The following is a 19,389-nucleotide window of genomic DNA, read 5'->3' as shown; positions in this document are numbered from 1 at the left end:
ATAAAGGGTTTGGACAAATTTAAAGGTGAGATTGTGGTTTGCTCTATAATAGTTGGAGGGCAGTGGGGGGATGAAGGTAAAGGAAAAATAATAAGTTATCTCTGCAGTGAAGATAAGCCAAATATAATAGCAAGAGGTGGAGTAGGCCCTAATGCAGGACATACAGTTACTATAGGAGATAAAAAGTTTGGTATAAGAATGGTGCCAACAGGATTTCCTTATAGAGAGGCTAAGTTATGTATTGGAGCAGGGGTTTTGGTAGATCCAGATGTATTATTAAAAGAAATTGAGATGTTAAAAGAGTTTAATGTTAAAGAGAGGTTAACTGTAGATTATAGATGTGGAATAATAGAAGAAAGACACAAAATAGAGGATAGAGAAGATAAGCATTTATCAGAAGAGATTGGAACTACTGGAACTGGTTGTGGGCCTGCTAATAGGGATAGGGTTTTAAGAATCTTAAAACAGGCTAAAGATATTGATGAATTAAAAGATTATTTAGGTGATGTATCAGAGATAGTTAATGATGCTTTAGATGAAGGTAAAGATGTTTTAATTGAAGGAACCCAAGGAACTTTTTTATCACTTTATTATGGGACTTATCCATATGTAACATCAAAGGATACAACAGCATCTTCTTTTGCAGCTGATATTGGAATAGGGCCTACTAAAGTGGATGAAGTTATAGTAGTGTTTAAAAGTTTTCCTACAAGAGTTGGAGCTGGACCCTTCCCAACAGAAATGTCATTAGAAGAAGCTGAAAAACTAGGAATAGTGGAATATGGGACAGTTACAGGGAGAAGGAGAAGGGTAGGGTATTTTGATTTTGATTTAGCTAGAAAAGCCTGTAGGTTAAATGGAGCTACACAAATTGCTTTAACTGGATTAGATAAATATGATAAATCCTGTTATGGAGTTAGAGAATTTGAAAAGTTATCAGATAAAGCTAAAGAGTTTATAGAAAAAATAGAGGATATTACAAAAGTGCCTGTAACTCTCATATCCACAGGTCCAGAGATGAAACAAATTATTGATTTAAGAAAAGAGAAACTTTAACCTTCCCAAATTATTTCTCCACAATTTTCAGGCTTTTTAAATGGTAATTTAGCCCTTTTTAAACTTCTAATAAACTTTTGAACATCATCATCTCCAAATCTTTCTTTTCTTATTAAGAAATCAAAATTTTCTTCACCAATTTTTATAAATTTTAATTTGTAATAATCAGCAACTGTCTTAATACCTATCCCTATATCTGCCCTACCCATAGCTACAGCTTTAGCTACAGAAGAATGAGTTTTAGCTTCTCCAACAATTTTTAATTCATTATAATTAATATTATGTTTCTTTAAAAAGTTTTCAAACAATATTCTTGTTCCAGCTCCTTTATTTCTGCTTATAATTTCAAAATTGTGGATATTTTTAATAATCTCATCTAAGCTTAAATCTTCTCTTAAAATAAATCCTTGCTCTCTAATATAACCCCTAATTAAAACAGCATTTTTTACATTATATTTTTTTAAGTATGGTATGTTGTACCCCTCCTTTTCATCTAATAAATGTATTCCTGCTATATCAGCTTCTCCCCTTTTTATAGCCAATATTCCTCCTAATGATCCTGTATTAATAACCTTAGCTTGAAGATTAGCATCCTTTAAAATAATATCAATCCCTATACAATGACTTCCTATAATGTTTAAAGCTGATGTGTAGCCAAATAAATGAACATCAACATCCTCTTCTTCTAAAATTTCCCTATTTTCGTCAATAACAACATATCCATCAGCTTCTGAAAGTGTGGTTATTGCTCCACTACCCTTAGTTATGGGATAACAAGAGTATTCCTTTCCTTTAACAAGCATGACTGGTAGATACTCAACCCTACCTTTTGCTGATATATATCTCCCTCTAAATTTAGCCTTTATCAAATTCTTCTCATTTCCAAACAATACATCAAAAACAGTTAGACATGATGTAGGATATCCAGGAAGGCCAATTACCAGTTTATTTTTAACTTTTCCAATAATTGTTGGCTTTCCAGGCTTTATTTTTAATCCATGTATTAATATTTCCCCACCTAACATTTCAATAGCCTTTTCTACTAAATCTCCTCTTCCTGCAGAAGTTCCACCACTTAATAGTATAATATCAGCCAATCCTAGCCCTTTATTAATCTTCTCCTTTATATCTTCTACATTGTCCCTTACTATACCTAAAAATACATAATCATATCCAAGATTTTTAATATAACTCATCAGTGTGTAGCTATTTATATCATATATTTTTCCATCTTCTAACACTTCCCCAGGAGAAACTAGCTCATTTCCAGTAGATATAATAGCAAATTTTAATTTTTTATAAACCCTAACTTTCTTCCTTCCTATAGCTGCCAACACACCAATATCTTTTGGTGTTAATAAAGTATTTTTCCTTAACACTAACTCTCCAACCATAACATCAGAACCTGCAAATTGAATGTTTTCCATAGGGGCTATAGGTTTATATATCTTAACTTTATCTCCTTCCCTTTCAGTATATTCAACCATAACAACTGCATTAGCATTTTTAGGTATCATAGCTCCTGTAGCTATTTCTACACATTCTCCTCTTTTTATTTCTATATTCTTAATTTCCCCAGCTCTTATTTCATCAATAACTTTTAATTCTACAGGCTTATCTTCATCAGCATTAAAAGTATCTTCAGCAATTACAGCATAACCATCTACTGTTGCCCTATCAAATGGTGGAATATCTATATCAGAAAAAACATCTTCGGCTAACACCCTATTAACAGCTTCTTCTATACTAACAGTTTCAACATCACCCATTAAATAATCTCTAACAATCTTTTTAGCCTCTTCTATATTTTTTAATGTTAGATACCTCATCCTCTCACTATTTCAAATCTTCCAGCAGAAGAATGCTTTGGAAGGACTTTAATATTTAAATCCATTAAATATCTTTTTGTCTCTGTACCCTCCCCATGGATAAATATCTCCCCAAGATCTTCAACAGTATTAACATCTATTGATAAATAGAAAGAATCATAAATATAATATTTTAACCCATGCTTTTTAAACTCATCAATATGCTTTAAAAAACTAAATCCTTCATATCTAACCTCTATTGACCTTTTATCTTTTAGATATAACAAATTTGTGCCCCCACCCCTTGATGGTGAGATTATGGCATCATAATTCTTTGATAAAATCATTATCTCATTAATATGTCTCTTTTTTATTAAAGGTATGTCAGCAGGGATTATTAAAACCTCATTTCCTCTAATCTCATTAAACCCTTGTTTTATAGCATTGTTTAATCCCTTATATTTTTCCTCTATAACCCTTCCTCCCAAACCTTTTACAAAATCTAATATCTCATTATCCTTACTAATAACATAAACCTCCAAACCTTCCAAAGCTTTAAAAATATCTTTTAACATGTTGAATAGTAAAAATTTTCTTTCTTCTTTATTTAAAAACTCTGAAAGTCTTGTTTTAAGAGAATCCAATGGTGACACTGGAATTAAAGCTTTCATAACTATCACAGGAAAAGTTTAGCATATTGAAATGCTCTTCTATCCCCTATTTCCCCATGTCCTGGATAGATATGTTTAATATCTCTCTGATTTGCTATCTTTTCTAACATTGCTATAGATTCTCTTAATTTTATAATATCTCCAGTAGGAAAATCTGTTCTTCCTACACCATAGGCAAATAAAGTATCTCCTGTTATTAATCCATCTCTATATAAAATTGTTATTGATCCATAAGTATGCCCAGGAGTTCTTATTATTTCTACATCCTCTAACTCAGAAATAGGTAACACTTCTTTTGGAGGTATGAGCTTAGAGTTAAAAAGCTCTGCAAGCACCACATGGTCAGCATTTTTAAGATGTCTTACTTCTTTATCATCTATATAAATTGGGCAGTTATATATTTCCTCTATTAAATGATCTACACCAACATGATCATAGTGACAATGAGTATTTATAACAAAATCTATCTTACTTGTATATTTCTCTATCTCATCAATAATATTTGCATACATTCCAGGATCTATTAGGATATGGTATTTATCTAAGATTAAGTATGTATTACAACTATAACCAAACCCACCTAACTTCACTATCATAACTTTCCCCTTTTTATAATTTAAACAGTATTAATATATAAGTGATAGCATGTTAGAAAAAATATTGAAAGCAGGAGAGATTGCTAAGACTGTTAGAGAAGAAGCAAAAAAAATGATAAAACCTGGAGTTAAACTTTTAGAAGTGGCAGAGTTTGTTGAAAGTAGGATAAGAGAGCTTGGAGGGGAGCCAGCTTTTCCGTGTAATATATCAATCAATAATATTGCTGCACATTACACTCCAAAGATAAATGATCCTCTATATTTTAAAGAGGATGATGTTGTTAAGCTTGATTTAGGGGCTCATGTTGATGGATATATAGCAGACACTGCAGTAACTGTTGATCTATCTAATAGTTATAGAGATCTGGTAAAGGCTTCTGAAGATGCTTTAAATACTGTTATTAAAGAGATAGAAGTGCCTATGAATGTTGGATTAATGGGAAAGATTATTCAAGAGGTTATAGAAAGTTATGGTTATAAACCAATATCTAACCTATCTGGTCATGTTATGCATAAATATGAGCTTCATACAGGGATAAGCATCCCTAATGTTTATGAAAAAACTGATAGATGTATAGATGTTGGAGATCTTGTAGCTATAGAGCCATTTGCAACAGATGGTTTTGGAATGGTTAGAGATGGAGATTTAGGAAATATTTATAAATTTTTACATAAAAGACCTGTAAGGTTGCAGAAGGCTAAAAAATTATTAGATATTATTGAGAAGAAATATCCATATTTGCCATTTGCTGAAAGGTGGATAATAAAGGATGAAAAAGAGAGAATATATTTAAAATCACTTTTAACCTCTTCTTCCATATATGGCTATCCAATGTTAATTGAAAAAAATAATGGTATGGTTAGTCAGGCTGAACATACAATATATATAAATGAAGATGGAAAAGTAATTATTACTACTAAATAAACTGTGATACTATGAAAGTTCTTGGTATTAGTGGAAGTCCAAGATTAGAGGGGACACATTTTGCTGTTAATTATGCTTTAAACTATTTAAAAGAAAAGGGGGCTGAAGTAAAATATCTAACAGTCCATAAAAAGAAAATAAACTTTTGTATTCATTGTGATTTTTGTATAAAGAAAAGAGAAGGATGTGTTTTTAAAGATGATATGCTTGAGTTTTATGAAGCTATGGAATGGGCTGATGGTATTATAATTGGCACACCAGTTTATCAAGGTACAGTTTCAGCACAAATAAAAGCAGTTATGGATAGGACAAGAGCTATATTAGCTAAAAATCCAAATATTTTTAAAAATAAAGTAGGGATGGCAATAGCTGTTGGTGGAGATAGAAGTGGTGGGCAAGAAATAGCTTTAAGAACAATTCATGACTTTTTTATAATAAATGGTATAATCCCCGTTTCTGGTGGATCTTTTGGAGCAAATTTGGGGGCATCTCTTTGGAGTAGGGATAAAGGTAAAGAAGGTGTTAAAGAAGATGAAGAGGGATTAAGAAGCTTAAGAAAGACATTAAAAAGATTTTTGGAAATGTTAGAAGTGAGACCATGATAGGAACACCTCTATTAAAGGGAGCTACAAAATTTTTAATTTTAGGTTCTGGAGAGTTAGGAAAGGAAATTGTTATTGAAGCCCAGAGGTTGGGGATAGAATGTGTGGCTGTTGATAGATATCAGAATGCCCCTGCTATGCAAGTAGCCCATAGAAGTTATGTTATAAATATGAGAGATTATGACGCTCTTTTTTCAATTATTGAAAGAGAAGAACCAGATTTTGTAATTCCTGAAATAGAAGCTATTAATATAGATGCATTATTAGATGCAGAGAGTTTTACTGAAGTTATTCCAAATGCAGAAGCAGTTAAAATAACTATGAATAGAGAACTATTAAGGAGGTTAGCAGCTGAAAAGTTAAAGTTAAAAACAGCTAAATATGAATTTGCAACAAATTTAGAAGAGCTAAAAGAAGCTGTTGAGAAATTAGGATATCCTTGTGTAGTTAAACCAATAATGTCTTCTTCTGGAAAAGGACAGAGCATTATAAAAGATGAGAAAGACATTGAAAAGGCTTATAATAAAGCTAAGGAAGCTAGGGGTTCTTCTGAAAAGCTTATAGTTGAAGAATTTATAGATTTTGATTATGAAATAACATTACTAACAGCAAAATCAGAGGATATAAAATTCTGCGAACCCATTGGACATATTCAAAAAGATGGAGATTATATAATGAGTTGGCAGCCTCATAATATGCCTGATGAGTTAAAAAATGAAGCAAAAAATATTGCAGAAAAGATAGTTAGTGCTTTAGGAGGTAGAGGGATATTTGGAGTAGAGATGTTTGTTAAAAATGATGAGGTTATTTTTAGTGAAGTTTCTCCAAGACCTCATGATACAGGAATGGTCACTATGATCACACAAGAGATGAGTGAGTTTGAAATTCATGTAAGATCTATTCTCACCCTACCAATATCAACAAAACTTCTAACTCCTGGAGCTTCTTATGCTATAAAGGCAAATATAAATAAATATGCTCCAAAATATGATATAAAAGATGCTTTAAAAGTAGAAAATGTTAAAATAAGGTTATTTGGAAAACCAAATGCTACTATAGGTAGAAGAATGGGTGTTATTTTAGCTCACGCTGAAAATGTTGATAAGGCAAAAGAGCTTGTTAAGAAAGCCGCAGAGTTAATAAAAATATGCTGATAAAAATGATACTGGAAAAGAGTAAGATTGAAGTAATGGAGAGATTCATATTTATCTTAGAAATATTAAACCAACATGTAGCAGGTGTAGATGAGAAAGTTATTATTAGACATTTGTTAGAGTATTTAGAAAAGGGAAATATGCTAGATGAAGATATCTTACCAATAGCCAATAAGATTTTAGAAATAGCTAAAAAATCTGGGAATTTTGAAATAAAAAGAGAAGTTAAATTATTATTGTTTGGAGAAAAAGAAAAATTAACAAAAGCTAAAAAAGAAAAAATTAGAAAAATTATTGACATTTTAGAACTTTTAAAGGGGTATATTGAAAATAAACCATATAAAGATTTTGGAGACAGATTAATATTGAATCTAATTAAATTAAAGATATTAAGGTTAGATGATGGGGTTATTTTAGATTATAAAACAGAAGTTAGAAGTTTGGCTAATTTAGCTTTAAATATTGGTAGCTATGAATTGAAGAGTGAAATAGAAAATTATTTATTAGGTAGAAAGAAAAGGAAATTAGATGAAAAATTTTTAGAGAAAAAGAGATTATTATTGGAAACATTAGAGATGGTTAAAAAATATATTGAGAGTAAAGAATATAAATCTGCTATTGATTATGAAGCTTTATTTATCATAACTCTAAAGACCTATAGGATAGAGGAGAATATTCTAAATAATTTTGACAGTGAGATTAATTCAATTCTAAATATAGCTAAGAAAGTTGGAGATTATAAGTTAAGGGAAAGGATAAATATTATTAAAGTTTCTCAGTAAAAGGTGAAAAAATATGAAAATAGCTATACTAGGAGGAACAGGAGATCAAGGATTTGGACTAGCTTTAAGATTAGCTAAAGATAATGAAATTATTATTGGTTCAAGAAAAAAAGAAAAAGCTGAAGCTGCTGCTGAAAAAGCTAGAGAGATATTAAAAAGTAAAAATATATTAGCAGAGATTAAAGGGCTTGAAAATAAAGATGCTGCTAAGGAAGGAGAGATAGTTATAATATCCATTCCTTATGAACATATACTATCAACAATAAAAGAGTTGAAAGATGAATTAAAAGGAAAAATAGTAGTTTCCATAGCAGTGCCTTTAGCTACAGCTATTGGAGATAATCCTACAAGACTACTCTATCCTCCAGATGGCTCAGTGGCTGAGATGATACAGAAAGTTTTAAAAGATAGTAAAGTAGTAAGTGCATTCCAGAACATCTCTGCTAAGATCCTATCAGATTTAGATAGTGAAATAGAATGTGATATCTTAGTTTGTGGAGACTATGAAGATGCTAAGAAGGTTGTTATAGATTTAATAAATAAAATGGGAGCTAGGGCTATAGATTGTGGAAATTTAGAGAAATCAAGGATTATAGAAGGAATAACAGCATTGTTAATAGCAATAAATAAGAAATATAAAATTGATAGAGCAGGAATAAAGATTACTGGGATATAATGCACTTTGGTACTGCTGGAGTTCCTTTAAGGGCTAAAAATGAGTTTGATGGTGCTAAAGTTTTAAAATCATTTAATTTAGATGCTATGGAGTTAGAGTTTGTTAATGGAATTTATATGAATGAAAACTATGCCAAATTCTTAAAAGATCTTGAAATTATATTCTCAGCTCATGCTCCACATTACATAAATTTGAATGCTATTGAGAAAGAGAAGGTTGAAAGGAGTATATATTATATTATAAAATCTAGTAAAGTTTTAAGACACTGTGGTAGAAATTTAGTTTTTCATCCAGGATATTATTTAAAAAAGAGTAAAGATGAAACTTACAAAAATATAAGAGATAACATTAAATTAATATTGGAAAAAATAGATAAAAATATTTCTTTAAGGCCAGAAACTGCAGGAAAAATTTATCAATTTGGAGATATTGATGAAATACTAAATTTGTGCCATGAACTTAACATATTACCCTGTATTGATTTTTCCCATATCTATGCAAGAAGTAGAGGGAAGGTAAATAGTTATGATGATTTTTATAAAATATTGGAGAAAGTAGAAGATATGTTAGGAAAAGAGGCTATAAAAGATATGCATATACACCTAACAGGAATAGAATTTAATAAATCTGGTGAAGTTAAACATCTTCCATTAGAGGAATCAGATTTTAATTATAAAGATGTATTAAAAGCTTTAAAAGATTTTGAAGCTGAAGGAACAGTAATATGTGAGAGCCCATTATTAGAAGATGATGCTAAATTACTAAAAGATTACTATCTCACTCTTTTTTAAACCACTCTGGATATTCTATTAACTTATATCCTCCAAATGGTCCAGATTTACTTTCTATCTTAAATCCCAAAGTTTTTAGATCTTTTATTCTGTTATGAACAGCCACTCTACTTTTCCTATTTATATAGTTTTTTAAAAATTCTCCTGACACATAATCAGAATTTTTTGTAAATATTCTATTTTTTTCTAAAATTTTTCTAGCTTCTTCTTCTCCTATCTCATTTATCAACTTTTTATATATATCTTTAACTCCAATTAGAAGGTTTAATAAAATAAAATGCCCTATATCCAATTTAATATCTTTTTCATAAGCTTTTTTTAGAAATGTCCAAAAATCATATTCCTTTTTTTCAACAAGTTTTTCTATCTCCTCTTTTATATTCATACTTTATCTCCTTTTTTTAGCTAATCTTCTAGCCAAGGCTACCATTCCTATCTCAATTAACCCTACAAAGAAATTTTCTAATCCTCCACAAGCCCATATAGCCTTTCCAAATGTAGTGTTTTTTATTCTCTTCTCATAATCTTCAGGAGTAATATCTTCTCCACTCATCTTTTTTGTTACTATAGCAGCTGCTTCCATTAATTCATTCCAATCTATATCAAGGTGCTCATGCAACTTCTTAAATATATTATAAACAGGGATCTCATATAACTTAGCAAGGGTTTTAACAATATCACAGTTTCTAACAATTCCTACAACCCTATCATCTCTTGATAACACAGGTATGCTAACAACTTTATATTTAACAAATTTTAGCACAACTTCTCTTGCTTCTTCATCTTCATAAGCAATTATAACCTCTTCTTTAGGAAGCATTATTTCTTTTATAGACTTTTTAAACTCAGTAACTCCTAAAAGATCTATTGTAGTTATCCATCCTAATAACCTATCCTCCTCATCTAACACTGGAGCAGAAAATTTTTTATGCTCTTTCAAAAGTTTAATAACTTTCTCTATAGGATAATCCTCATAGATCTTAACAAAATCTTTACTCATTAACTGTTTAACTTTCATGAATATCACTTGATATATATCCATTAATTGCTGAAATAGCAGCAACTTTTGGAGAACATAAATATATATAGCTTTTATCACTACCCATTCTTCCTTTAAAGTTTCTATTTGATGTGGATAAACAAACTTCTCCATCCCCTAGAACTCCTTGATGAGCCCCTAAGCATGGGCCACATCCTGGGCAACATATCATAGCCCCAGCTTTAACAAAAATTTCTATTAACCCTTCTCTTAAAGCATCTATAAAAACTTTTTTTGATGCAGGGATTATAATAAGCTTTACATCTTTATGAACTTTTCTACCTTTTAAATATTTAGCAGCCTCTTTCAGGTCTGATAACCTTCCATTTGTACATGAACCTATGAAAACTTGGTCAATTTCTAAACCTTCAACTTCTGATATAGGTTTTACATTTGCTGGTGAATGAGGTAAAGCAATCTGTTCTTCCATATCAGTTATATCAATTTCAATTTCTTTATCATAATTGTTATCTGACTTTACCACTTCCCTTTTAAGCTTGTTTATCTCTTCTTCATTCATTTTTCTTTCTTTTTTTAAAAATTCAAAAGTTTTTTCATCAGCTTCTATAATCCCTGTCTTAGCACCCATCTCGATAGCCATGTTACAGAGCACGAATCTTCCATCCATGTCCATATCTTTAACTACATTCCCTCCAAACTCTATAGCTTTATATATATTTCTTGTTCCTAGCTCTTTACAAACTTTTAATGCTATATCTTTTGCAGAAACTCTATTATTTTTTCCAACAATATTTACTCTAATAGTTTTTGGCACCTTTATCCATGTTTCTCCAGTAGCATATATATATCCCATATCTGTAGCCCCAAATCCTGTAGCAAAAGCTCCAAAGGCTCCGTGTGTGCATGTGTGAGAATCACCACCAGCAACAAACATGTTTGGTAGAACATAATTTTCTATAAGTATTTGATGACATATCCCTTCTCCTCCTCTATGAAAATATTTTATATTATATCTTTTAACAAATTCTAAAGCCATCTTTTGCATGTTTGCAGCTTTAACAGTGTTTGGTGGGACATTATGGTCAAATACAACAACAATCTTCTCCCTATCCCAAACACTGTCAGCCATCTCTCTCAAAGCTTTATAGGCTAAAGGTGTAGAGCCATCATGTGTCATTGCTAAATCAACTTTAACCTCTACAGTATCTCCAGCTTCAACCTTCTGACCTAACTTCTTAGATAAAACTCCCTCCACTAAACTCAATGTTTCACCTTTTTGTAATCTTCGATGAACATTTTTAACCTATCTAAAACTTTATCAGATACTACATGTTCTAACTTACAAGCTTCTTCATCAGCTTCCTCCTCATTTAAACCTAAGCAAATTATTAAAAATGTTTTTATTGTTTGATGTTTTTCTATTATTTTTTTTGCTATCTCCTCTCCCTCTTTGGTTAAACTTATTCCAACATATGGTTCATATTTAACATACCCAAGCTCTTTTAATCTTTTGGCCATGTTTGTAATAGCTGAAGGGTTTATATTTAACATCTTAGCTAACTCTGTAGTTTTAATTGGCCGTTTATTTTCTTTAACAAACAAATATATCTTTTCTAAATAATCTTCAATACTTCTTGACATTTTACCCCCAAAATTTTTAAATAAGATTTTTTTTCAAATATCCTACTAATTCATCAATCTTTACTCTCACCTGATCTTTAGTATTCCTATCTCTAACTGTTACTGTATTATCTTTTAATGTATCTCCATCCACTGTAATACAGAAAGGCACTCCAATTTCATCAGCTCTCATATATCTTCTACCTATAGATCCTGTATCATCATATTCAGCTAGAATATCATTATCTCTTAACATTCTAACAATATCTTTTGCTATCTCAGGTAATTTATCTCTATTAACTAAAGGAAAAACATAAGCCTTTATAGGAGCTATTTTTGGTTTTAAATTAAGATATATCCTTTCCCCATCTTCAACATAACTATGCTCTAATAGGCAATATATTATTCTATCAATTCCAAAAGAAGGTTCTATAACATGTGGTATAACCTTTTTTCCTTTTATTACTTTTTTAACTTTTTTTATCTTTAAATAATCTTTTAAAATTTCAAATTCTTTTCCATTTATATTTATAATAACTTTTCCTTTCTTATTTATCTCATCTACCAGTTTTTCCTTTTCATCTAAATTAAGGTTTTTTATATACTCATCAATTAATTTTGTATCTTTTTTAAATAACTTACCAACTAACTTATAATTAAGCTCAATATCATAAGTTTCAATAATCTTCTCTTCTTCTTCTATAAATATAGATAACTCTGTATTACTATGATTTGAATGACTTTTCAAGTCATAATCTGTCCTATCAGCAATACCCACACACTCAATCCATCCAAATCTTTCAGTATAAACTTCAGCATCCCAACAGTCTATAGCATAGTGTGCCATTTCATCAGGAAGATGTTGTCTGAATCTAATTTTCTTGTTGTCAATCCCTATACTTTCTAAAAACTCTTTTGTTAATGCTATAAAATAGGCTATAGTTTGATGTCTAATTATTCCTTTTTCTACAGCTTCTCCAAGTGTAATATTTATAACTCCTTTATTGTTGATCTGATTTTCAGCAGGTAATAATGGAACAACAGTGTCTTTTACTTCTAAAAATCTTTCATGATCTTTATTTTCAGGGTGAACAAAATATTCAATTTCAGCTTGTGTAAATTCCCTTAATCTAATAACTCCCTGTCTTGGGGAGATCTCATTTCTATATGATTTACCTATTTGAACTACACCAAATGGTAGCTTATTTCTAAAAAATTGGGCTAACCTTCTAAATTGTATAAATATACCTTGAGCAGTTTCAGGTCTCATAAATCCCTGTCTCTTTCCACTAGCTCCTATAAAAGTAACAAACATTAAATTAAATCTTTTAACATCTCCAAGCTCTCCTTTACATTTTGGGCATCTAATGTTATATTCTTTTATAATTTCATTTAACTCTTTTAGAGATTTCCCTTCAGTATTTATTTTTAAAACCTCTTCAATCAAATGATCTGCTCTATAACTTTCTAAACAATTTTTACATTCTACTACAGGATCAGTGAAGTTATCAACATGTCCAGAAGCTTTTAAAACTTCATAAGGCATTATTGTTGGAGTTTCAATTTCATAAAAACCTTCTTTTATAATAAAAATCTTTCTAAACTCATCTATTATGTTACTCTTTAACAAGCATCCTAAGGGTCCATAATCATAGAAACCTGCAATACCTCCATATATCTCAAAAGATGGCCATATATACCCTCTTCTTTTGCAAAGATCTATAACTTTTTCATACTTATCCATCCCTATCACCAAAAAATTTATATATCCCTTATTAATAACTACATATTACTATTTTGTGCAGGGGTAGCCAAGCCCGGCTAAGGCGCTGGACTTGAGATCCAGTGGGGCTTTGCCCCGCCTGGGTTCAAATCCCAGCCCCTGCGCCATTTTTAATATCTCAACTCAACTATACCTTTATCCCACTCTATATAATGCCCTTTTTGCCCTACTTTTGATAAGTTTATAATTGGAACTATTGATGGTGTGGGCTTTATTCCCATTCTCTTTTGAAAGTCTGTCTGTTCTTGGAAAGTTCCACTATTAACCATAACAATTCCTCTATAAATACCATAACCATTTATATGTATGTGTCCTGTGTGTAAGATATCAATATCTTTATCAATAACTAAATAATCTTTGTGTTCAGGAGCTATTGGACATCTTCCACCATATGTTGGGCATAGAAGTCTTCTTTTTATTAATTCTTTCATTATAGTTGTTGGATTCTCATAACTTGCAGTTCTCACTTGGCTAACAAGATCATCAAAACTTCTACCATGATAGAGAAGTGTATTAAAATCATGAATGTTTAAAACACATGGATTACCTACAAAATAGATATTATCTCTATTAAAGAGCTTAGTTATTTCATCAGGTAATCTTGGCTGTGGTTCAGCAGGTCTTACAGCATCGTGGTTACCTGGGGAGATAATAATGGCTATATGTTCAGGAATCTGTTCAATAAAATTAGCAATTTCTTCATACTGTTTAATAATATCTATCTCATAGAGATCCTCCTCCTGTCCAGGATAAACTCCAACACCATCAACCAAATCCCCAGCTATGCAGATATATTTTAATCTACTAACTATTCTTTCCTCAAAACCATTATTTGTTTCTCCATTTAAAAATCTAATAAATTTTTCAAAATCTTTCTTTAAGAACTCATTACTACCAACATGAATATCAGATAAAAAGCACATGTATATTTCTTCATCAATTCTTTTAGGTTCTTTTGGAGTAGGTGATGGACGAATTATTTCATTAACATACATTACCCCATTTTTAACCATTCCTGTAGCCCCAATAACTTCATCTAATAATATATCATCAGGAAGTTCTCCATTATTTATCTTATCTTTTTGTAGAATCAACAATATTTCATCTTCTAAATCTTCTATTCTAACTAATAAATCACCATTTTTTCTTTGGGATACATCACTGACAAGACCCACAGTAAAAACATCCTCTTCAACTTTCCTAATATCTTTAATTGCCTTAGCTTTCCTTTTAGCCTTTCTCTCTATAAACTTTTTTAGCCTTTCATATCTATCTCTAAAATACTTTATAAAATCCTCTATTGATCCTGTGCATGTTGATTTTCCAGAAACATCAGTGTCTTCATAAATTTTAACTTTAGTTTCTATGTCTTTAGCAATCCAATTAATTCTACTTTTAAAACTTTCTCTTATTTCAATTAAACTTTCATTTTTTGTCTTTTCTTTCTCTTCAATTGTTGGTAATTCTTCTTTAACTTCTTCCTTCTCTTCTTTAGTTTCTTCTTTTTCTTCTCTTTCTTTTATAACCTCTTCTTTTATTTCTTCTTTTTTCTCTTCTTTTTCTCCAGTGTAATAAGAAATAAAATCAAAATCTTTATATTTATTAATAATTTCATCAAGTGAGTTTAAAGTAAATATCTCTAAAAAATTTTTATCTAAGAGAATAAGCTTGTTATTATATCTTTTAAACTCTTTAATTTTTTTTATTATCATCTCTATATCTTCATTTTTTAGTTGTTTTAATGCTTTATAAACATCAGGGGTTAGCAAAACCTCTATTTCCAAAAATTTATTTATCATGTTTCTCACTCTTCATTTTATAGCAGAGGTAGTCTAATGGATGAATTATGAATTTTTTCATACAAATTTCATCAGGATTACAGTATTCTTTTAGACCTTTACCTTTATCATCTTTCCAATTTTTACAGTATTCACAGTGAGTAAATCTCTGATGCCCTACCTTATAACCAATGTTGTGCATTATATAATATCTTGTTTTCTCCTCATTAAAATCATCTACATTCTTAAATATTTCTATCATTTCATCTATAAATTTTTCTATCTCTTCTTCCTTAGCTATATCTAATGCTGATAAATTCACCAAATTTCCATCTTTATCTAAGGGTCTTAAATTAGGGTTAAATTTTGCTGCAAACCAATACACTACAAAACTCCTTCTTGCATAATGAGAAGGAGAACCACCACTTAGGATATCTTCTAAGATTTTTCTAATACATGGAGGATGCCATTCTAATGGGATATCTTTAACAACTTTATCAACTTTAACTCCTCCAAAAGAATATTTAACCTTATCTTTTAAATAAATACTAATCTCATCTAATAACTCTTTAATAATCTCTTCATTAGGAAGTTTTATCTTCCTTGCCATTTCTCCAAGCTCTTTTAGTTCAACTCTTATCATCTCTTTTGCATAAATATCTTTTACCTCACTTATATCAACATATCCATTATTGACATCTAACCTCTCTAAAAATAAATCATTGTTATTTGCTTTTCCAGCAACTTTTATAAATTCCCAAACTCTAACTTTTCTACTTATTTCAACATAATCTTTCATAAGCTCTGAATAGCTCTTAATGAAAAAATTATAATATGGAGTGTGAGACAGTAAAATTATTAGTAAATAATCAATTAAAAAATAAAATTCTCCATAAACTTTTTTTAAAACCTCCAACCCTTCCTTATCTTTATCAATAATAAATTTCAGTTTTTTTAAAATATCTTTTTTATATTTCTTTAAATCATTTAAAAAATCCCTATCCTTAAACTTTTCTAAATACTCTAATATCATTATTTCACTACCTTAATATGTGGATAAGCCAAAGATACATCTTCTTCCTTTTTAACTCTCTCTATAATCCTTTTATATATTTCAGTTTTAACACTGGCTTTTTCAAAAGTATCAACTAAATAGAGAACTCTTACAGCTATGCTAGATCTTGTTAATTTTATCCTTATTATTGGCTTATCCTTTAAAAATCCAGTTAAGATATATCTATTTTTAATCCACTTTTTATACTGTTCTTCCATTGTTTTTCCTACAACATCATAAGCTGAAGAAAAGACTATCTCTTCTATTTTCTTTAAATTACTATCATATGTAAAATGAACCTCTAAACGATCCCAAATATAAGAAGTACCTTTTGTAAAATTAACAATAGTTCTATCAAATATGTATGAATTTGGAACAATTAAAACTCTTCCAGTAGGATCTAATAGATTATCAAGCTCCCTTATATATATGTGTTGCATATCAATGTTAAACACATCTCCAATTCCTACATCTTTTATAGCCACCCTATCCCCAATCTTTATTGTTCTTGTAAAAACAATAATCATCCATCCAGCTAAGTTTAATATAGGCCTTTGTAGGGCATATGTTATAGCAGCACCAATCAGCCCCAAGGAAACGAACAGAGATGGTGTATTTTTATAGAAAACAGCTATTATTAACAAAAAAGTTATAAGATATATGAAATATTTTACTAAAATCTTAAGTGTAAGCACCTCCCCTATATCTCTATTTTTTGAATATTTATCTATCAACTCTGAGCACACATCAATTAAGATCATAGCAGAGATTATAATAATGCCTATGATAATTATCTGCTCTTTATAACTCAAAATTATTGAGATATAGGTGTAGAGGTTTAATAAATACATTAGCAATGTTATTAAAAAAAGTAGAATAACAATTTTTATAAACAGTCCCAGTTTCATAATTATACCTTTAAAGCTTCTTTAACTAACTTAACTCCTTTATCTAATAGTTCTTCAGCTTTCTCTCTACTCTTAGCTTCAACTCTTATTCTTATAAACTCCTCAGTTCCTGAAGGTCTTATCAATATCCAACCATCTTCTAAATTAAATCTCACTCCATCAACAGTTTCTGGCTTAGTTTTAAAAACTTCTTCTCCTTTTTCAATAATATAATTTATAACTTTTACTTTATCTTCTTCTTTACATGGTAATTTTTCCCTTATGTTAAAATAGCTTGGTAATCTATCTAAAAGCTTGTAGAGTTTTTCATCATAGTAATCTAACATTTCTAAAACTCTCAACCCTGTTAATATTCCATCAGGTGTTAAATGAATATCCCCATGTATCCAAGTTCCTGATGGTTCTCCACCAAATACTGCCCCCTCTTCTAACATCTTTTCAGCAACAAAAACATCTCCAACTTTTGTCCTTATAACTTCAGCTTTACCATCTAAAATTTCATCAATTATCATGGATGCATCTATTGTAGTTACAATTTTTTTAGTCTTAGTTTTTTCTACTATGTAGTTACAAAATAATGCCAAAATTTTATCAAAGTCAGCTAACCTACCTTTTTCATCTATTATTACAGCCCTATCTGCATCACCATCATGAGCTATACCAATATAACCCAAAGCTTCAACAACTTTCATTGTTTCCTTTAAATTTTTCTCATCAGGTTCTGGTAATCTTCCAGAGAATCTTCCATCTATGTGGCTGTTAAGGGATATAACTTTACAATTTAAATCAGCTAAAAGATAGGGTGAAACTAAACATCCTGCTCCATTAGCACAATCTACAACAACATTATAGCTTTTTTCCAAATCCACATTATTTAAAATAAAATCTCTATATCTTTTTATTGCTTTACTGTCATCAAAAACTTCTCCAACTTCATTCCAATTAACATACTTTAAATTATTATCAAATATTACCCTTTCTATTTTTTCCTCCTCATATTTATTAAATGCTACTCCATTTTTATTAAACATTTTTATTCCATTATATTCAGGTGGATTGTGTGAAGCTGTTATCATAACTCCTGCATCATACTCTCTACTATTGAAACCTAAAACTGGTGTTGGGGCTATACCTATTTTTGTAACCTCTCCTCCAGAATTTAATATTCCTGCTATAATTGCCGACTCTATCAATTTTCCTGTAGTTCTTGTATCTTTAGCTATAACTATATCTTCATACCCTAAACTTACTAATGCAGAACCCACTTTATAGGCTATTTTTGGGGAGAGATTTCTCATCCTAATTCCTGATGTTCCAAAAAGTTTCATTTTAATCACCTTTTATGTAGATAATAGAGAGAGATTGAAAGAGTTATTATACTTATTGACATGAGTAAAACATCTAATGTATTTTTTATTCCAATACTAAGGATTTTTTTAAATATGCCAACAATTAATGCTAAGATAACAACCTTCCCTAATTTATCTTTCAGATCATCTAAATTATTTATAACTAGTATCTTATTTCCTATCTCACTACATTCAGCAATATCTATTTTACTAATGAAAAGCTCATAAATTCCAAAAGAAAATATCAGCAATACAATAGCTATTAAGTATAAATCTATAGCACTAATAACTGTACCTATCAACTGATCATGAAAATTTTTAACATAATATCCAAATAAGTAAAGTATTACTTTAGGGAAAATTCTTATTATTTCATAACTTGCTATTAAAAATATCATTATAGCTCCCAAAAGACTAAATAAAACTGCTAAAATAGATACTACTTTTGATTTCCATAGAAAACTTTCAAATAATAATTCTATTTTTTTAATTTTTTTATTATCCATATTTATCACTGAAGACAAAATTTAAATATTCATTAATAATATTTCCTTATATATATGAGTTTAATTTTTGGTGAAAATTATGAATATTAAAATAGGAGATTATGTGATGTATATAAATACTGGAACTAAAGGAAAGGTTGTAGATATTGTAGAAGACTATGATGGATTATGGGTTGTTTTAGATAATGGATTAATGTATCGACCACATTTATTAAAAGTAATAGATGAGAAAGATGTCAAGAAAGAGGAGAAGAAAAAGATTGAAATAGAAGAGGAAGAGGACATTTGGGAAGATAAAGATTATGGAGATGCTTGTGGAGCAGGTTAGGT

21 protein-coding genes and 1 tRNA gene are annotated in these 19,389 nt (G+C 29.9%); 9 read left to right on the top strand and 13 right to left on the bottom strand.

Annotated features, from left to right (window positions below):
- The first annotated feature begins 33 nt into the window (after positions 1-33).
- A complete protein-coding gene (locus METVI_RS0105830) occupies positions 34-1,056 on the top strand; it encodes an adenylosuccinate synthetase (protein WP_017981116.1) in 1,023 nt (340 codons plus the stop codon).
- Here METVI_RS0105830 and METVI_RS0105825 read toward each other — a convergent pair.
- From METVI_RS0105825 to METVI_RS0105815, 3 genes are read right to left on the bottom strand one after another with little or no spacing between them, the layout of a single operon-like run.
- The gene (locus tag METVI_RS0105825; RefSeq protein WP_004589697.1) at positions 1,053-2,885 is read right to left on the bottom strand and encodes a molybdopterin biosynthesis protein; all 1,833 of its coding nucleotides are present in this window, start codon (positions 2,883-2,885) and stop codon (positions 1,053-1,055) included. The genes METVI_RS0105830 and METVI_RS0105825 overlap by 4 nt on opposite strands.
- On the bottom strand, positions 2,882-3,535 hold the full coding sequence (gene cofC, locus METVI_RS0105820; RefSeq protein WP_004589698.1) for a 2-phospho-L-lactate guanylyltransferase: 654 nt from the start codon (positions 3,533-3,535) through the stop codon (positions 2,882-2,884). Before cofC ends, METVI_RS0105825 begins: the two co-directional genes overlap by 4 nt.
- Before the next feature lie 5 nt (positions 3,536-3,540).
- On the bottom strand, positions 3,541-4,131 hold the full coding sequence (locus tag METVI_RS0105815) for an MBL fold metallo-hydrolase (RefSeq protein ID WP_004589699.1): 591 nt from the start codon (positions 4,129-4,131) through the stop codon (positions 3,541-3,543).
- A 49-nt stretch (positions 4,132-4,180) separates the two neighbouring features.
- Between METVI_RS0105815 and map the strand changes: the two genes are divergently transcribed.
- The 6 genes from map to METVI_RS0105785 are packed head-to-tail and all read left to right on the top strand — an operon-like array spanning position 4,181 to position 9,061.
- Positions 4,181-5,056 carry a type II methionyl aminopeptidase gene (gene map / locus METVI_RS0105810; protein WP_004589700.1) on the top strand — a complete coding sequence of 292 codons (876 nt, stop codon included), beginning with the start codon at positions 4,181-4,183 and terminating at the stop codon, positions 5,054-5,056.
- A gap of 11 nt (positions 5,057-5,067) precedes the next feature.
- Complete coding sequence (locus tag METVI_RS0105805; protein WP_004589701.1) at positions 5,068-5,658, top strand: flavodoxin family protein; 591 nt, start codon at positions 5,068-5,070, stop codon at positions 5,656-5,658.
- Positions 5,655-6,812: a formate-dependent phosphoribosylglycinamide formyltransferase gene (gene purT, locus METVI_RS0105800; protein WP_004589702.1), complete on the top strand. Its 1,158-nt coding sequence runs from the start codon at positions 5,655-5,657 to the stop codon at positions 6,810-6,812. Before METVI_RS0105805 ends, purT begins: the two co-directional genes overlap by 4 nt.
- Before the next feature lie 5 nt (positions 6,813-6,817).
- Positions 6,818-7,594, top strand: a complete 777-nt coding sequence (locus METVI_RS0105795; protein ID WP_004589703.1) for a hypothetical protein — start codon at positions 6,818-6,820, stop codon at positions 7,592-7,594.
- A 13-nt stretch (positions 7,595-7,607) separates the two neighbouring features.
- Positions 7,608-8,270, top strand: a complete 663-nt coding sequence (npdG, locus tag METVI_RS0105790) for an NADPH-dependent F420 reductase (protein ID WP_004589704.1) — start codon at positions 7,608-7,610, stop codon at positions 8,268-8,270.
- A complete protein-coding gene (locus METVI_RS0105785; protein WP_004589705.1) occupies positions 8,270-9,061 on the top strand; it encodes a TIM barrel protein in 792 nt (263 codons plus the stop codon). Before npdG ends, METVI_RS0105785 begins: the two co-directional genes overlap by 1 nt.
- Here METVI_RS0105785 and METVI_RS0105780 read toward each other — a convergent pair.
- The 5 genes from METVI_RS0105780 to glyS are packed head-to-tail and all read right to left on the bottom strand — an operon-like array spanning position 9,048 to position 13,425.
- On the bottom strand, positions 9,048-9,446 hold the full coding sequence (locus METVI_RS0105780; protein WP_004589706.1) for an HTH domain-containing protein: 399 nt from the start codon (positions 9,444-9,446) through the stop codon (positions 9,048-9,050). The two genes, METVI_RS0105785 and METVI_RS0105780, sit on opposite strands and share 14 nt — an antisense overlap.
- A gap of 3 nt (positions 9,447-9,449) precedes the next feature.
- Entirely contained in the window at positions 9,450-10,079 is a 630-nt protein-coding gene (locus tag METVI_RS0105775; RefSeq protein ID WP_004589707.1) for a CBS domain-containing protein, read from the bottom strand.
- On the bottom strand, positions 10,069-11,325 hold the full coding sequence (gene hacA / locus METVI_RS0105770; protein WP_017981115.1) for a homoaconitase large subunit: 1,257 nt from the start codon (positions 11,323-11,325) through the stop codon (positions 10,069-10,071). The genes METVI_RS0105775 and hacA overlap by 11 nt, the downstream gene beginning before the upstream one ends.
- Positions 11,322-11,702 carry a metal-dependent transcriptional regulator gene (locus METVI_RS0105765; protein ID WP_004589708.1) on the bottom strand — a complete coding sequence of 127 codons (381 nt, stop codon included), beginning with the start codon at positions 11,700-11,702 and terminating at the stop codon, positions 11,322-11,324. Before METVI_RS0105765 ends, hacA begins: the two co-directional genes overlap by 4 nt.
- Positions 11,703-11,718: 16 nt before the next feature.
- The gene (gene glyS, locus METVI_RS0105760; RefSeq protein WP_017981114.1) at positions 11,719-13,425 is read right to left on the bottom strand and encodes a glycine--tRNA ligase; all 1,707 of its coding nucleotides are present in this window, start codon (positions 13,423-13,425) and stop codon (positions 11,719-11,721) included.
- A 57-nt stretch (positions 13,426-13,482) separates the two neighbouring features.
- Between glyS and METVI_RS0105755 the strand changes: the two genes are divergently transcribed.
- Positions 13,483-13,571, top strand: a tRNA-Ser gene (locus METVI_RS0105755).
- Positions 13,572-13,574: 3 nt separating this feature from the next.
- Here METVI_RS0105755 and METVI_RS0105750 read toward each other — a convergent pair.
- The 5 genes from METVI_RS0105750 to METVI_RS0105730 are packed head-to-tail and all read right to left on the bottom strand — an operon-like array spanning position 13,575 to position 19,059.
- The gene (locus tag METVI_RS0105750) at positions 13,575-15,263 is read right to left on the bottom strand and encodes a DNA-directed DNA polymerase II small subunit (protein ID WP_004589709.1); all 1,689 of its coding nucleotides are present in this window, start codon (positions 15,261-15,263) and stop codon (positions 13,575-13,577) included.
- Positions 15,253-16,275: a DNA primase large subunit gene (locus METVI_RS0105745; RefSeq protein ID WP_004589710.1), complete on the bottom strand. Its 1,023-nt coding sequence runs from the start codon at positions 16,273-16,275 to the stop codon at positions 15,253-15,255. Before METVI_RS0105745 ends, METVI_RS0105750 begins: the two co-directional genes overlap by 11 nt.
- Positions 16,275-17,204, bottom strand: a complete 930-nt coding sequence (locus METVI_RS0105740) for a mechanosensitive ion channel family protein (protein WP_004589711.1) — start codon at positions 17,202-17,204, stop codon at positions 16,275-16,277. Before METVI_RS0105740 ends, METVI_RS0105745 begins: the two co-directional genes overlap by 1 nt.
- 2 nt (positions 17,205-17,206) lie before the next feature.
- Positions 17,207-18,532, bottom strand: a complete 1,326-nt coding sequence (gene glmM, locus METVI_RS0105735) for a phosphoglucosamine mutase (protein WP_004589712.1) — start codon at positions 18,530-18,532, stop codon at positions 17,207-17,209.
- 5 nt (positions 18,533-18,537) lie between these two features.
- Entirely contained in the window at positions 18,538-19,059 is a 522-nt protein-coding gene (locus tag METVI_RS0105730) for a YqhA family protein (protein WP_004589713.1), read from the bottom strand.
- A 79-nt stretch (positions 19,060-19,138) separates the two neighbouring features.
- Here METVI_RS0105730 and METVI_RS0105725 point away from each other — a divergent pair, with 79 nt between their 5' ends.
- The gene (locus tag METVI_RS0105725) at positions 19,139-19,387 is read left to right on the top strand and encodes a DUF2098 family protein (RefSeq protein ID WP_004589714.1); all 249 of its coding nucleotides are present in this window, start codon (positions 19,139-19,141) and stop codon (positions 19,385-19,387) included.
- Positions 19,388-19,389: the final 2 nt, after the last annotated feature.

Origin of the sequence: Methanocaldococcus villosus KIN24-T80 (genome assembly GCF_000371805.1) — an archaeon.
Lineage (GTDB): Archaea > AGJL01 > Methanococci > Methanococcales > Methanocaldococcaceae > Methanocaldococcus > Methanocaldococcus villosus.
The sequence above is the reverse complement of the archived record's forward strand: the minus strand, read 5'-3'. Positions and strand labels throughout refer to the sequence as shown.

Excerpts from the sequence above, each read along its gene's own strand:
- METVI_RS0105740 (WP_004589711.1), bottom strand. The coding sequence starts at position 17,204 with ATGAAACTGGGACTGTTTATAAAAATTGTTATTCTACTTTTTTTAATA.
- purT (WP_004589702.1), top strand. The coding sequence starts at position 5,655 with ATGATAGGAACACCTCTATTAAAGGGAGCTACAAAATTTTTAATTTTA.
- METVI_RS0105785 (WP_004589705.1), top strand. The coding sequence starts at position 8,270 with ATGCACTTTGGTACTGCTGGAGTTCCTTTAAGGGCTAAAAATGAGTTT.
- glmM (WP_004589712.1), bottom strand. The coding sequence starts at position 18,532 with ATGAAACTTTTTGGAACATCAGGAATTAGGATGAGAAATCTCTCCCCA.
- METVI_RS0105795 (WP_004589703.1), top strand. The coding sequence starts at position 6,818 with ATGATACTGGAAAAGAGTAAGATTGAAGTAATGGAGAGATTCATATTT.
- METVI_RS0105765 (WP_004589708.1), bottom strand. The coding sequence starts at position 11,702 with ATGTCAAGAAGTATTGAAGATTATTTAGAAAAGATATATTTGTTTGTT.
- METVI_RS0105745 (WP_004589710.1), bottom strand. The coding sequence starts at position 16,275 with ATGATATTAGAGTATTTAGAAAAGTTTAAGGATAGGGATTTTTTAAAT.
- METVI_RS0105780 (WP_004589706.1), bottom strand. The coding sequence starts at position 9,446 with ATGAATATAAAAGAGGAGATAGAAAAACTTGTTGAAAAAAAGGAATAT.
- cofC (WP_004589698.1), bottom strand. The coding sequence starts at position 3,535 with ATGAAAGCTTTAATTCCAGTGTCACCATTGGATTCTCTTAAAACAAGA.
- METVI_RS0105815 (WP_004589699.1), bottom strand. The coding sequence starts at position 4,131 with ATGATAGTGAAGTTAGGTGGGTTTGGTTATAGTTGTAATACATACTTA.
- METVI_RS0105805 (WP_004589701.1), top strand. The coding sequence starts at position 5,068 with ATGAAAGTTCTTGGTATTAGTGGAAGTCCAAGATTAGAGGGGACACAT.
- METVI_RS0105725 (WP_004589714.1), top strand. The coding sequence starts at position 19,139 with ATGAATATTAAAATAGGAGATTATGTGATGTATATAAATACTGGAACT.
- METVI_RS0105750 (WP_004589709.1), bottom strand. The coding sequence starts at position 15,263 with ATGATAAATAAATTTTTGGAAATAGAGGTTTTGCTAACCCCTGATGTT.
- npdG (WP_004589704.1), top strand. The coding sequence starts at position 7,608 with ATGAAAATAGCTATACTAGGAGGAACAGGAGATCAAGGATTTGGACTA.
- glyS (WP_017981114.1), bottom strand. The coding sequence starts at position 13,425 with ATGGATAAGTATGAAAAAGTTATAGATCTTTGCAAAAGAAGAGGGTAT.
- METVI_RS0105730 (WP_004589713.1), bottom strand. The coding sequence starts at position 19,059 with ATGGATAATAAAAAAATTAAAAAAATAGAATTATTATTTGAAAGTTTT.
- METVI_RS0105825 (WP_004589697.1), bottom strand. The coding sequence starts at position 2,885 with ATGAGGTATCTAACATTAAAAAATATAGAAGAGGCTAAAAAGATTGTT.
- map (WP_004589700.1), top strand. The coding sequence starts at position 4,181 with ATGTTAGAAAAAATATTGAAAGCAGGAGAGATTGCTAAGACTGTTAGA.
- METVI_RS0105775 (WP_004589707.1), bottom strand. The coding sequence starts at position 10,079 with ATGAAAGTTAAACAGTTAATGAGTAAAGATTTTGTTAAGATCTATGAG.